This is a genomic window from Aquibium microcysteis (genome assembly GCF_014495845.1).
GTDB lineage: Bacteria > Pseudomonadota > Alphaproteobacteria > Rhizobiales > Rhizobiaceae > Aquibium > Aquibium microcysteis.
Window position 1 is genome coordinate 4,233,398 of the sequence record NZ_CP061080.1, and the last position, 13,221, is coordinate 4,246,618.

Below are 13,221 nucleotides of genomic sequence, written 5' to 3' on the forward strand. Positions count from 1 at the left end.
CCGGCCTCAGTCCGGGTCGGGAGTCGGGTCGTTGAGGATCGAGAACAGATGAGCGCCCATCGCAGCCTCCGCCCAGTCGGGATTGCGCGCCTTCAGCGCCGCGATGATCTCGCGGTGCTGCCGGTGCGTGCGCTTGGTCCGCTCCTCCAGTGGCTCGATGTAGTAGTTGAAGATCGAGGCCGGCAGTTCCAGCGAGGAGGCGAGGATCTTCTCCAGCCGCGGGCTGTCGGCGGCGCGCGCGATGATGGCGTGGAACTCGTTGTTCAGCTCGTCGAAGCGGGTAAGGTGGCGGTGCCAGCCGAGGTCCGCGAACACCGCCTCCATCTCGTCCTCGACGGCTTCGAGGCGGGCGATGTCTTCGGCCGAGATGCGGCGGCTGGCGCGCCGGGCGCCGTGGCCCTCGAGCTTGCCGCGCAGCCGGAAAACCTCCGCGACGCTCGCCTGCGAGAAGCTGGCGACCTGGCCGCGGCGATAGCGCTCCAGCACGACGAGCCCCTCGCTCGCCAGCCGCGACAGCGCTTCGCGCACGGGCGTGCGGCTGACGCCGATGCGTTCCGCCAGCCGCGACTCCTGCAGCGTTTCGCCGGAGGTCATCTCGCCGGTGATGATCGCGGTGCGGATGAAGCGGTAGGCGGTCTCGACCGCGCCGCTCGCCTCGCCGTCGCGGCTGCCGGCGGTGTCTTGGTTCGTCATGCTGCGCCCGCTCCGTTCCGTCGGAAGGTTTCGAAGGTTGTTTGGCATGCGACGAACCGACCCTGCAAGTTTTCGTCGCGGTATACGATCCGCCACCGAAATCGGATGACGGCGGCAAATACGCCGTCGCCGATCCGCAACTGGTATGCAAGAATGATGACGGCGCAGGCCGGGAGGAGAACCCCATGAAGATCGAACCGGGCATGACCGCCCTCGTCACGGGCGGCGGATCGGGCATCGGGCGAGGCATGTCCATGAGCTTCGCGCGCCGCGGCGTCCGTGTCGGCGTCTGCGACATCCGCGAGGAGGACGCGGCCGAGACGGTGCGGCTGATCGAAGCCGAAGGCGGAACGGCCAAGGCAATTCGGACCGACGTGTCCGACCGCGCTTCGGTGGACGATGCCGTCGCTGCCGTCGAGACCGCCTTCGGATCGATCGCCATCGCCTGCAACAATGCCGGCATCGCCATGCACGGCGTGCCGCTCCACGAGATCAGCGCCGCCGACTGGGACTGGGTCATCGGCGTCAACATCCGCGGCGTCATCAACGGCATCCAGGCCGTCATCCCGCGCATGCTGGCCTCCGGGCGCCCGGCGCACATGGTCAACACCGCGTCGATCGCCGGCTTCCAGGTCAATCCGACCTTCCTCACCGGCGCCTATTCCATGACGAAATATGCCGTCGTGGCGCTGTCGGAGGGCCTGCGCAACGAACTGCAGGGCAAGAATGTCGGAGTCTCCATCCTCGCGCCGGCCGCCGTCGACACCAAGATCCACCTCTCCGAGCGCAGCCGTCCCGACCGGCTCGGCGGCGCGACGGTGCGGCCGCAGAACCATTTCATGGGCGACCTGATCAAGGGGCAGATGCAGCCGGCCGAGATCGGCGAGCGCGTCGCCGCCGCCATCGAGGCGGAGGATTTCTACATCTTCACGCATCCCGAGACGAAGGAGTGGCTCGACCGGCGCCATGCCGCCATCGACGCCGCCTTCGCGAAGGCCGAGCCCCTCGCCGCCCCGGCGGCGGCCGCGGCCGAATAGGAGAACCGCATGCTCGACACCATCGCTCCCCCGCCCATGCAGGGCTTCGGCCCGTCCGACGGCGGCGCGCGGCGTCCGCACATCGTCGGCATCGGCGGCACCACCCGCATCGGCTCGTCCTCCGAGACGGCGCTGCGCTACACCATGGGCCTGATCGCCGGAATGGGAGCGACGACCGAGCTGATCGTCGGTCCGCTGCTCGACCTGCCGATGTACGATCCGTCCGACGAGCATCGCAGCCCGTCTGCGCGGCGGCTGGTGCAGTCGCTGCGCCGCGCCGACGGCATCGTCATCGCCACGCCGGCCTATCACGGCGGCATGTCGGGCGTGATCAAGAACGCGCTCGACTATGTCGAGGACATGCGCGCCGACGGTCGACCCTATTTCGACGGCCGCGCCGTCGGCATCATCGTCAGCGCCTATGGCGCGCAGGCGCTCGGCACGACGCTGGTCGGGGTACGTTCGATCGTGCACGCCCTGCGCGGCTGGCCGACCCCCTTCGCAGCCGCCCTCAACGGACAGAACCGGCCCTTCGAGAACGGCCTGCCCGCCAATGCCGAGGTCGCCGGGCAGCTCGAGACCGTGGCCCGCCAGGTGCACGGCTTCGCGCTCGCCCAGCAGATCATGAACGAGGGGCGCGACACGACCCGGGTGCTGGCCGCGGTCGGAACCTGATCGACGTCCGGCGCGACGTCGCGCCGGACAGGAAATGCCAGACGGCGGACGGCGGGGAGGACGATCCGCGCGCATCGCCGTCTGGAGCGCAGTGAACCCCGCAGGTGCGGGACAAAGGGAGGAAACGATCGTGAAACATCTGCTTCAACGCGCAGCCGTGCTGGCTGCCGGGCTCATCCTGACGGGAGCCGCCGCCGCCCAGACCGTGTCGATCTCGACGCTGCCGCCGGGCTCCATCAACAACGTTCAGACCCAGGCGATCGCCAAGGTCGTGCAGGACGCCGCCGGCATCCAGATGCGCGTCGTCACCTTCAACTCGCCGGCCGCCTCGATGGGCGCCGTGCAGGCCGGCCAGGCCGCCTTCACCTTCATGTCGAACGACGAGGTCGGCATTGCTGTGCGCGGCAAGGACGAGCACGAGGGCAAGCCGCTCGACAAGCTGCAGCTCGCCGTCACCGTCTTCCCGTTCAAGGTCGGCGTGCTGGTCCGCAAGGACTCCGGCATCGACACGGTCGCCGACCTGAAGGGCAAGCGCTTCCCGACCGGCTGGCAGGGCTTCCCGCAGGGCATCGCCCTGTCCAACGCCATCCTGGCCACCGCCGGCCTGTCGCTCGACGACACCGACGGCGTGCCGACCGCCAACCTGCTGCGCGCCGCCGACGACTTCAAGTCCGGCCGCCTCGACGCCACGGTCTTTGCCGTCGGCGCCCCGAAGATGGCCGAGGTCGACGCCGCCGTCGGCATCAAGTTCCTCAGCCTCGACGACAGCGAGGAGGCCAAGAAGGCCATGGCCGCGATCCGTCCGGAATACACCGTCGCCCCGCAGGCGCCGCTGCCGCACCTCAACGGCGTCATCGGCGAGACCAATCTCATGCAGTACGCCATGACGGTGGCCGTCAGCGCCGACGTCGACGAGGAGACCGTCTACAAGACCGTCAAGGCGATTCACGAGAACAAGGCGGCGCTCGTTGCGGCCCACCCGTCCTTCAACGCGATGAACCCGGACAACCTCGCGGTCCAGCAGCAGGACGTCACCTATCACCCCGGCGCGATCCGCTACTACAAGGAGATCGGGATCTGGAAGGGCGAGTGAGGCAGGCGGCGACGTAGCCGCCTACCTTCGCCATCAGATTCAGGGCCGGCCGGGAACGATGCACAGATGAACAGCGACGCAGAACTCGAACTGGAAGCGCCGAAGGCCGGCATCGTGGGGGTCGCGAGCACCGTGCTCGGGGCCGCCCTCGGCCTCGCCGGCATCGCATGGGGAGCCGATCTCTACCGGCTCGCCGGGCTGAATTTCCTGGCCGAGCAGTTCCTGGCCGTCGTGCTCGGCCTCGCCATGGCCCTGGTCTTCATCGTGCGGCCCTTCCGCCGCGCGAACCTGCCGCGCGTGTCGGTGCCCTGGTACGACTGGGCACTGGCCGCGATCTCGCTCTCTATCGGCCTCTACATGGGCTGGTCCTATCCGCGCATGCTCGGCGAGTTCTTCAATTCTCCCTGGGACGTGCGCGTCGTCACCTGGCTGCTCTTCGTCCTGGTGCTGGAAGGGCTGCGCCGCGCCTCGGGCTGGCCCCTGGTCATCACCGTCCTCGTCTTCTTCGCCTATGCGCTCGTGGGCCATCATGTGAGCGGCGACCTGCAGACGCGCGAGGTCGACGTCAACGACATGGTCGTCTATCTCGGTCTCGACACCAGCGGCCTGTTCGGACTGGTGCTGCTGATCGGCGTCACCGTCGTGGTGCCCTTCGTCTTCTTCGGACAGCTGCTGTCGTCCTCCGGCGGCGCCAATTTCTTCAACGACCTCTCGCTCGCCCTGATGGGCCGCTTCCGCGGCGGCGCCGCCAAGATCTCGATCATGGCCTCGTCGCTGTTCGGCTCGATCAACGGCATCGTCGTGTCCAACATCCTGGCCACCGGCGTCGTCACCATCCCGATGATGAAGCGATCGGGCTTCAAGCCGGAACATGCCGCGGCCGTCGAGGCGAGCGCCTCCAACGGCGGCCAGCTGATGCCGCCGGTGATGGGTGCCGTCGCCTTCCTGATGGCCGACTTCCTGCAGATCTCCTACGCCGAGGTGGCCATCGCCGCCGCCGTCCCGTCGCTGCTCTACTACCTCGCCCTGTTCATCCAGGCCGATCTGGAAGCCGCCAAGGGCAACATCCTGCGCGTCCCGGCGAGCGAGATTCCCAACATCCTCAGGTCGCTGGCCACCGGCTGGCTCTTCCTGCTGCCTTTCGCCGTCCTGGTCTACGCGCTGTTCTGGCAGAACCGCGAGCCGGAGAACGCGGCGATCTTCGCCTGCATCGCCGTCGTCGTCATCGGCTTCCTCTTCGGCTACGGCACCCAGCGGCTGACCCCGCGCGAGGTCTGGAACTGTCTGGTGCGAACCGGCGTGTCCTCGGCCGACATCATCATGATCTCGGCCGCCGCGGGCTTCATCATGGGTATCCTGCAGATCACCGGCCTCGGCTTCGCGCTGACCGTCTTTCTGGTGAACATCGGCGCCGGCAACGTCTTCCTCCTGCTGCTGATCGCCGCCGTGCTCTGCATCGTGCTCGGCATGGGCATGCCGACGCTCGGCGTCTACGTGCTGCTGGCCGTGCTCATCGTGCCGGCGCTGGTCGAGGTCGGCGTCTCGCCGATGGCCGCGCACATGTTCATCCTCTACCTCGGCATGATGTCCTTCGTGACGCCGCCGGTGGCCATCGCCGCCTTCTTCGCGGCCAACCTCGCCAAGGCGGACCCCATGAAGACCGGCTGGGTGGCGATGCGCTTCTCCTGGACGGCCTACATCGTGCCGTTCCTCTTCGTCTTCTCGCCGAGCCTTCTGCTGCAGAGCGGTTCCTGGCTCGACACCGGCCTGTCGATCGTCACTGCCGCGATCGGCGTCTGGTTCGTCTCGGCCGGCATGATCGGCTACGGCCTGCGCCGCATGAGCGGAACGATCCGCGCAGCCTCCATCGTCTGCGGGGCGCTGCTGCTGATCCCGGTCGAGATGGCCTGGTGGGCCGCGGGCGCCAACGTCGCCGGCGGCGCGATCGCCGCGGCCGTGCTGCTGGCCGAAATCACCGGACGCCGCAACGCGCGCGCCCTCAACCGGGAAATCGCGGCCGAATAGGCCCCGCACTGGGAGAACGACCATGAGCACCGCCCCCGCAAGCTCCACCGAAGCCGAGCGCAAGGAATTCTACGGCCGGCTCGCGCCGCAGAACCTCGCCCCCCTGTGGGAAGTCCTGCGCGGTCTCCTGCCCAACGAGCCGAAGTCGAAGGCCGCGCCGCACCGCTGGCGCTATGCCGACGTGCGTCCGCTGCTGATGGAATCCGGCAACCTGCTGACGGCGAAGGAAGCCGAGCGCCGCGTGCTGGTTCTGGAGAATCCCGCGATGCCCGGCCAGTCCCGCGCCACCGCCACCATGTATGCCGGCCTGCAGCTGATCATGCCGGGCGAGACGGCGCCCGCGCACCGCCACACGCCGTCGGCGCTGCGCTTCATGCTGGAAGGCACGGGCGCCTTCACGGCGGTCGGCGGCGAGCGCACCACCATGCGCCGCGGCGACTTCATCATCACGCCGTCCTGGGCCTATCACGACCACGGCAACGAGGGCTCCGACCCCTGCGCCTGGCTGGACGGGCTCGACCTGCCGCTGGTCTCCTTCTTCGAGGCCGGCTTCAACGAGCACTACAACGACGATCGCCAGTCGATCGTGCGCCCCGAGGGCGACGCGCTCGCCCGTTTCGGCGCCGGCCTGCTGCCGCTGAAGCCCGAGAGCCGCTACGGCCTCACGACACCGATCTTCAACTATCCCTACGAGCGCACGCGCGAAGCCCTCGTCGCGGCGTCGAAGGGCGAGGCGCCGGACGCGCACGAGGCCGTCACGCTGCGCTACGCCAATCCGCTCGACGGCGGCTGGGCGATGCCCACCATGGCCGCCTGGATGACCTATCTGCCGAAGGGCTTCCGCACGACGCCGATACGCTCGACCGACGGCATCGTCATGGCGCTGGCCGAAGGCGCGATGACGGCCTCGATCGGCGACCGGAACTTCGACCTTTCGGTCTCCGACGTCGCGGTCGCACCGGGCTGGACCTGGCGCAGCTACACCGCAACCGAGGATTCCTTCCTCTTCTGCTTCTCCGACCGCGTCGCCCAGGAGAAGCTCGGGCTCTGGCGCGAGGAGCGCGGGCACTGACACGACGATCATGTCTTCCGGCAGGGGCACCGGCGCCGGGAGACATGCCACGATACAGAGACCCGGGGCGAGGCGAGCGACGCCGAAGATCGCGACCCGCCCCGGACGAGACCCGATCGACTGCAAGGATTGAATGACATGCGTTTCTGCCGTTTCGACGATGATCGCCTCGGGGTCGTCCGTGGGTCTCTCGTCCACGACGTGACCCCGGTGCTCGACCACCTGCCGCCGCTGCGCTGGCCCGTGCCGCGCGGCGACCATGTCTTCAATCACCTCGACACCCTGCGTCCCCGGATGGAGGCGCTGGCCGACACGGTGCCCGGTGTTCCGGTCGCCTCCGTCCGCCTGCTCTCGCCGGTCGCCAATCCCGGCAAGATCGTCGCCGCGCCGGTCAACTACCAGCTCCATCTCGACGAATCGCGGGCCGACACGCAGATCAATTTCGGCACCCAGGTGAAGACGATCGCCGACTACGGCGTCTTCCTGAAGGCGACGAGCTCGATGATCGGCGCGGGCGAGACCGTCGTGGCCGACTGGCCCGATCGGCGCATCGACCACGAGATCGAACTGGCGCTGGTGATCGGCCGCAAGGGCTTCCGCATTTCCGAGGCCGATGCGCTGTCCCACGTCGCCGGCTACATGATCGGCCTCGACATGACCATCCGCGGCACCGAGGACCGCTCCTTCCGCAAGTCGCTCGACACCTTCACCGTGTTCGGCCCGCATGTCGTCACCGCCGACGAGATCGGCGATCCCGGCCATCTCGACTTCGAGATCAAGGTCAATGGCGAGTCCCGCCAGAAGTCCAACACCAGCCTGCTGATCTGGAACGTGCAGAAGTTGATCGCCTATGCCAGCAAGGCCTACACGCTCTACCCGGGCGACGTGATCATGACGGGCACGCCCGAGGGCGTCGCGCCGGTCGTGCCGGGCGACACGATGCATGCCTGGATCGACCGGATCGGCGAGATGTCGGTCGCGGTCGCGGGATAGGGCGGAACCGGGCAGGGCGACGGGCATGGCAGGAATGGAGCGCATCCTGATCGCGGGCGGCGGGATCGGCGGCCTCACGGCGGCCGCGACGCTGCTCCTCGCCGGGTTCGAGGTCGCCGTGTTCGAACAGGCGTCGGTGCTCGCCGAAGTCGGCGCCGGCATCCAGGTCAGCGCCAATGCAGGCCGCGTCTACCGCGCCCTCGGCCTCATGGAGGCGATCGAGGCGGCCGGCGTCCTGCCCGACGCCTATCATTTCCGTGTCTTCGACAGCGGCGACGTTCTTCAGACCATCCCGCTCGGCGAAGGCTACCGCGAACGCCACGGGGTTCCCTACGTCACGATCCACAGGGCCGACCTGCACCGGCTGCTGGTCGAGAAGGTCCGCAGCCTCGACCCCGCCGCCGTCCGCACCGGCTGCGCCGTCACCTCCTTCGCCGAGGACGCGCACGGCGTCATCGTCACGCTGGCCGACGGATCGACCGAGCGCGGCGCGGCGCTGATCGGCGCCGACGGCATCAAGTCGGTCGTGCGGCTCGGCGTCGCCGGTCCCACCGCGGCGTCCTACACCGGCGATGCGGCCTGGCGCGTCACGGTGCCGTCGGAGCGGCTCCTGCCGGCGTACCGGTCGCGCACCACGGACGTCTGGGCAGGACCGGGCCGCCACGCGGTCACCTACCCGCTGCGCGGCGGCGCGCTGATGAACCTCGTCGGCTGCGTCGAATACGCGGCCTGGGAGGACGAATCCTGGACGACGCCGCGCCCCTGGGCCGAGATGCGCGCCGATTTCGAAGGCTGGCATCCGATGATCACCGCCATCATCGACGCCGCCGACCGCGACCAGTGCTTCCGCTGGGCCCTGCGCGACCGCGAGCCGATCGGCGGCTGGAGCACCGGCCGGGTGACGCTGCTCGGCGACGCCGCCCATCCGACCCTGCCCTATATGGCGCAGGGCGCGGCGATGGCCGTCGAGGACGCCGCCGTGCTCGCGCGCACCTTGAGCCTGGAGCCGGACGTCCCCGCCGCGCTCGCGCTCTACCAGCGCAACCGCATCGACCGCACGGCGCGCATCGTCAACGAATCGCGCGCCAACCGCGCTCTCTTCCACCTGCCCGACGTGCCATCCCTGCGCGCCGCCTTCGACCGGCGCGACATGAACGCCGAACGCTCCGCCTGGCTGTTCTCCTACGATCCGACGACGGTCGAGCTTCTCGACGCCTGAGAGGATGGGAAAGAGTGCCCGTTTGCGCGCAGCTCAGTCCGGACGTCTCGAGGATTCAGTGGGCATCCTTTCGCATCCTCGATTGACCGGTACGTTCTGAGGGCACACCGGGCTCAGGCCGCCGCACCGCCGAGCGCCTTGCGCGCCAGCGCCATGAACTGCTCGCGCTCCGCGTCGTCGAGCGGCGCCAGGATGTCGGCCTGCAGGCGCCGCACCACCGGCAGCATCGCCGCATGGACGGCGAGCCCCTCGTCCGTCAGGCTCACTTCGCGGGCCCGCCGGTCGCGCGGGCTGATCTCCCGGTTGACGAGGCCTTTCTGCTCCAGCCGGTCCACCACCCCGCCGATGGTGGCGCGGTCGTAGGCGATCAGCGCCGCCAGCTGTCCCTGGTCGATCTTCGGATTGCTCTTCAGCGCGTCGAGCGCCGCGAACTGCACCGGCGTCAGGTCGAAACCCGCCGCCTGGACCTCGCGCAGGAACACTTGCGTGGACACCTGGTGAAGGCGCCGGATCAGATGACCGGCCATCGCGGCGAGTTGCGTCATGTTCTCCCCCGCAGGCCGGCAGCGCGGAACCCGATTGACCGATTTGATAAGTGTACTTATTATATGGACACATATCATATCGCAATGTCGCGCGGGGGCAAGGGAAGACAGATGCAGTTCCACCTGAACGGTTTCCGCCCGGGCGATCCCGCGATCAGCGACGCCGCTCCGGGCCGGCCCGTCCCGGACCGCCTGCCCGAAACGGTCGACGTCCTGATCGTCGGCGCCGGCCCCGCCGGCCTCACGCTCGCCGCACAGCTCGCCGCCTTCCCGCAGATCACGACGCGCCTCGTCGAGCAGAAGCCGGGGCCGATGGAGAAGGGCCAGGCCGACGGCATCTCCTGCCGCTCCATGGAAATGTTCAACGCCTTCGGCTTCGCCGACGAGGTGATGAAGGAAGGCTACTGGGTCAACGAGACCACCTTCTGGAAGCCCGATCCCGCCGATCCCCGCCACATCGTCCGCTCCGGCCGCGTCGACGACGTCGAGGAGGGACTGTCGGAGATGCCCCACGTCATCCTCAACCAGGCGCGGGTGCACGACATGTATCTCGACGTCATGCGTCGCTCGCCGTCGCGTCTGGTTCCGGACTACGGCCGCCGGCTGATCGACCTGACCGTCGATCCCGACGGCGGCGCGCATCCCGTCACCGTCACCCTGGAGCGCGTCGAGCCCGGCCGCGATGGCGGGCGCGAGACCGTGCGCGCCCGCTACGTCGTCGGCTGCGACGGCGCGCGCAGCGCCGTGCGCAGGGCGATCGGCCGCGAACTCGCCGGCGATTCGGCCAACCAGGCCTGGGGCGTCATGGACGTTCTGGCCGTCACCGACTTCCCCGACATCCGCTTCAAGTCGCTGATCCAGTCGGCGGGCGAGGGCAACATCGTCCTCATCCCGCGCGAGGGGGGCTATCTCGTGCGCCTCTACATCGAGCTCGACAAGCTCGGCGCCACCGAGCGCGTCGCCCACCGCAACGTCACGCTCGACCAGCTGATCGCCGCCGCGCAGCGGATCCTCCGCCCCTACGTGCTCGATGTGAAGGAGACCGTCTGGTGGTCGGTCTACGAGATCGGCCAGCGCCTGACCGACAGGTTCGACGACGTGCCGGCCGAAGAGATCGCGACGCGCACGCCGCGCGTCTTCATCGCCGGCGACGCCTGCCACACCCACAGCCCCAAGGCCGGCCAGGGCATGAACGTGTCGATGGGCGACGGCTTCAATCTCGGCTGGAAGCTCGTCTCCGTGCTGCTCGGCCGCGCCGGCCCCGAACTGCTGCACAGCTATTCCGCCGAGCGCCAGGCGGTGGCGAAGGACCTGATCGACTTCGACCGCGAATGGTCCCGCATCATCAGCCAGCCGCCCGGACCCGAGGATGGCGGCGTTCCGCGGTTCCAGCGCTACTTCATCGAACACGGCCGCTATACGGCCGGCATGTCGGTCACCTACCGGCCGTCGGCGCTGACCGGACCCGCCACCTGGCAGTCGCTCGCGACGGGCTTCCCGGTCGGTGCGCGGTTTCACTCGGCGCCGGTCATGCGGCATTGCGACGCCAGGCGCATCGAACTCGGCCACGTGATCGAAGCCGATGCGCGCTGGCGCCTCTTCGCCTTCGCCGGAGCCGGCGACGACGGTTCGCCGGGCGGCCCGCTCGCCGCGCTCTGCGCGTTCCTGTCGACGTCGGCCGACCTGCCGATCGCCCGAGCCCTTTCGGCGGGCTCCGATCCGGATGCGGAGATCGACCTGCGGGCCGTCTTCCAGCAGGACCACCGCGACCTGAAGCCGGGCTCGATGCCCGCCCTGCTGATGCCGGCAAAGGGCCGCCTCGGCCTCATCGATCACGAGAAGATCGTCTGCGCGCCGCTGAAGGACGGTCCCGACATCTTCGACCGGCGCGGCATCGACCGCACGAAGGGCACGCTCGTCGTGGTCCGCCCGGACCAGTACGTCGCCCACGTCCTGCCGCTCGACGCCCGCGACGAACTGCGAACCTTCATCGCCGGCGTCTTCCGCACCGACCGCTGAAGGCCATCAGCCACGGAGCACCGCGCGGCGGCGGCGGCCTCGCTCGATCCGGCCCCGGACGGCGGCGACCTGCCCGGATCGGCCGCCGCGATTTCCCAAAGCGGTCATCGCGCCGCGGACAGGGGTGCGGTCCTGTTTTCGCCCTCGTTCAAGAACGTATATTTACGCTATTGAATGCACCGCTCAGGCAGGTACACTCCTCCCGCCAGTCAATGGCCAAAGGCAGAAACTGCCACGGGAGGAGACATGTCGATGTTCAGGGCGCGCGGCCTCCGCGTCGCGCCGTCGGGTGCGGCTCGATGGTAGGCTCCTCGCATCCATGAGCGGGGACACCATCCTCGAGGCCTCGGGCCTGACCAAGGAATTCAAGGGATTCGTCGCCGTCGCCAATGTCGACCTGAAGGTCCGGCGCGGCTCGATCCACGCCCTGATCGGACCGAACGGCGCCGGCAAGACGACCTGCTTCAATCTCCTGACCAAGTTCCTGCAGCCGACCCGCGGCACCATCCGCTACAACGGCCGCGACATCACGGCCATGCAGCCGGCCGACATCGCCCGGCTTGGCCTCGTGCGGTCGTTCCAGATCTCGGCCGTGTTTCCCAAGATGACGGCGCTGGAGAACGTCCGCATCGCCCTGCAGCGGCGCCGCGGCGACAGCTTCGACTTCTGGCGGTCCGAGAAGGTCCTGGCTGCCTTCGACGGCGAAGCCGCCTCGCTGCTGGAGGATGTCGGCCTCACCGAATTCGCTGCCACGCCGGCCGGCGAGCTGCCCTATGGCCGCAAGCGCGCGCTCGAGATCGCGACCACGCTGGCGCTCGATCCCGAGATGCTGCTGCTCGACGAGCCGATGGCGGGCATGACGCAGGAGGATATCGACCGCATCTCCGGCCTGATCCGCCGCATCGCGCAGAACCGCACCATCTTCATGGTGGAGCACAATCTCTCGGTCGTCGCGTCGCTGTCGGACCGCATCACCGTCCTGGCCCGCGGCGAGGTTCTGGCCGAGGGCGACTACGCGGCGGTGTCGAAGGATCCCCGCGTCATCGAAGCCTATATCGGATCGGGCCATGGCTGAGACACAGCGCGACACCCGCACGACGCCATCCCCGGCAGCCGCGCCCCTCCTCAGGGTCGATGGCCTCGAAGGCTGGTACTCCGAAAGCCACGTCCTGCACGGGGTGAGCTTCGACGTCGCCGAAGGCGAGGTCGTGACCCTGCTCGGCCGCAACGGGGCCGGAAAGACCACGACGCTGAAGGCCGTCATGGGCATTCTCGCCAAGCGGTCCGGGTCGGTGACCTTCGACGGCCAGGAAACGATCCGGCTGCCGTCGCGCGCCATCGCGCGTCTCGGCATCGCGCTCTGCCCGGAGGAGCGGGCGATCTTCTCGTCGCTCTCCGTCGAGGAAAACCTCATGCTGCCGCCGCAGGTGCGGCCGGGCGGCCTCACCGTCGAGCAGATCTTCGAGCTGTTTCCCAACATCCGCGAACGTCTGTCGAGCCAGGGCACCAAGCTCTCGGGCGGCGAGCAGCAGATGCTGGCGATCGGCCGCATCCTGCGCACGGGCGCCAAGCTGCTCCTGCTCGACGAACCGACCGAGGGCCTCGCGCCGGTGATCGTCCAGCAGATCGGCCGCACCATCGCGCGCCTCAAGCAGCAGGGCTTCACCATCGTGCTGGTGGAGCAGAACTTCCATTTCGCCGCGTCGGTCGCAGACCGGCACTACGTGGTGGAGCAGGGACGTGTCGTCGACACGATCCCCAACGACGAGCTGGACGCCAACATCGACAAGCTGCACCGCTATCTGGGCGTCTGAGCGCAAGAATACCGGCAGGAACTGCCGCAACCGGAG

General features: G+C 68.8%; 12 protein-coding genes. 10 read left to right on the forward strand and 2 right to left on the reverse strand.

Translation table 11 applies throughout. The features are described from left to right. Positions 1–6: 6 nt before the first annotated feature. Positions 7–693, reverse strand: a complete 687-nt coding sequence (locus IAI54_RS19830; RefSeq protein ID WP_187968829.1) for a GntR family transcriptional regulator — start codon at positions 691–693, stop codon at positions 7–9. A gap of 185 nt (positions 694–878) precedes the next feature. Here IAI54_RS19830 and IAI54_RS19835 point away from each other — a divergent pair, with 185 nt between their 5' ends. The 7 genes from IAI54_RS19835 to IAI54_RS19865 all read left to right on the forward strand — a co-directional run bounded on the left by IAI54_RS19835 (position 879) and on the right by IAI54_RS19865 (position 8,807). After that, positions 879–1,730 carry an SDR family NAD(P)-dependent oxidoreductase gene (locus tag IAI54_RS19835; protein ID WP_187968830.1) on the forward strand — a complete coding sequence of 284 codons (852 nt, stop codon included), beginning with the start codon at positions 879–881 and terminating at the stop codon, positions 1,728–1,730. A 9-nt stretch (positions 1,731–1,739) separates the two neighbouring features. Then, positions 1,740–2,405: an NADPH-dependent FMN reductase gene (locus IAI54_RS19840; protein ID WP_235679113.1), complete on the forward strand. Its 666-nt coding sequence runs from the start codon at positions 1,740–1,742 to the stop codon at positions 2,403–2,405. Between the two features lie 130 nt (positions 2,406–2,535). Further along, positions 2,536–3,498 carry a TAXI family TRAP transporter solute-binding subunit gene (locus IAI54_RS19845; RefSeq protein ID WP_187968831.1) on the forward strand — a complete coding sequence of 321 codons (963 nt, stop codon included), beginning with the start codon at positions 2,536–2,538 and terminating at the stop codon, positions 3,496–3,498. A 66-nt stretch (positions 3,499–3,564) separates the two neighbouring features. Beyond that, complete coding sequence (locus IAI54_RS19850; protein WP_187968832.1) at positions 3,565–5,523, forward strand: TRAP transporter permease; 1,959 nt, start codon at positions 3,565–3,567, stop codon at positions 5,521–5,523. A gap of 22 nt (positions 5,524–5,545) precedes the next feature. Then, positions 5,546–6,595, forward strand: a complete 1,050-nt coding sequence (gtdA, locus tag IAI54_RS19855; protein WP_187968833.1) for a gentisate 1,2-dioxygenase — start codon at positions 5,546–5,548, stop codon at positions 6,593–6,595. A 138-nt stretch (positions 6,596–6,733) separates the two neighbouring features. Next, positions 6,734–7,588: a fumarylacetoacetate hydrolase family protein gene (locus tag IAI54_RS19860; RefSeq protein ID WP_187968834.1), complete on the forward strand. Its 855-nt coding sequence runs from the start codon at positions 6,734–6,736 to the stop codon at positions 7,586–7,588. A gap of 25 nt (positions 7,589–7,613) precedes the next feature. After that, positions 7,614–8,807, forward strand: coding sequence for an FAD-dependent monooxygenase (locus IAI54_RS19865; RefSeq protein ID WP_187968835.1), 1,194 nt, complete (start codon positions 7,614–7,616; stop codon positions 8,805–8,807). Between the two features lie 113 nt (positions 8,808–8,920). On the opposite strand, the gene IAI54_RS19870 is transcribed toward IAI54_RS19865, so the two are convergent. After that, the gene (locus IAI54_RS19870; protein ID WP_210321152.1) at positions 8,921–9,352 is read right to left on the reverse strand and encodes a MarR family winged helix-turn-helix transcriptional regulator; all 432 of its coding nucleotides are present in this window, start codon (positions 9,350–9,352) and stop codon (positions 8,921–8,923) included. A 111-nt stretch (positions 9,353–9,463) separates the two neighbouring features. On the opposite strand from IAI54_RS19870, the gene IAI54_RS19875 reads away from it, so the two are divergent. From IAI54_RS19875 to IAI54_RS19885, 3 genes are all read left to right on the forward strand, one after another. Continuing rightward, the gene (locus IAI54_RS19875) at positions 9,464–11,371 is read left to right on the forward strand and encodes an FAD-binding monooxygenase (RefSeq protein ID WP_187968836.1); all 1,908 of its coding nucleotides are present in this window, start codon (positions 9,464–9,466) and stop codon (positions 11,369–11,371) included. A gap of 319 nt (positions 11,372–11,690) precedes the next feature. After that, positions 11,691–12,446 (forward strand): ABC transporter ATP-binding protein, encoded by a 756-nt coding sequence (locus tag IAI54_RS19880; protein ID WP_187968837.1) that lies wholly within the window; start codon positions 11,691–11,693, stop codon positions 12,444–12,446. Beyond that, positions 12,439–13,185: an ABC transporter ATP-binding protein gene (locus IAI54_RS19885; RefSeq protein ID WP_187968838.1), complete on the forward strand. Its 747-nt coding sequence runs from the start codon at positions 12,439–12,441 to the stop codon at positions 13,183–13,185. The genes IAI54_RS19880 and IAI54_RS19885 overlap by 8 nt, the downstream gene beginning before the upstream one ends. The last annotated feature ends 36 nt before the right edge of the window (positions 13,186–13,221 follow it).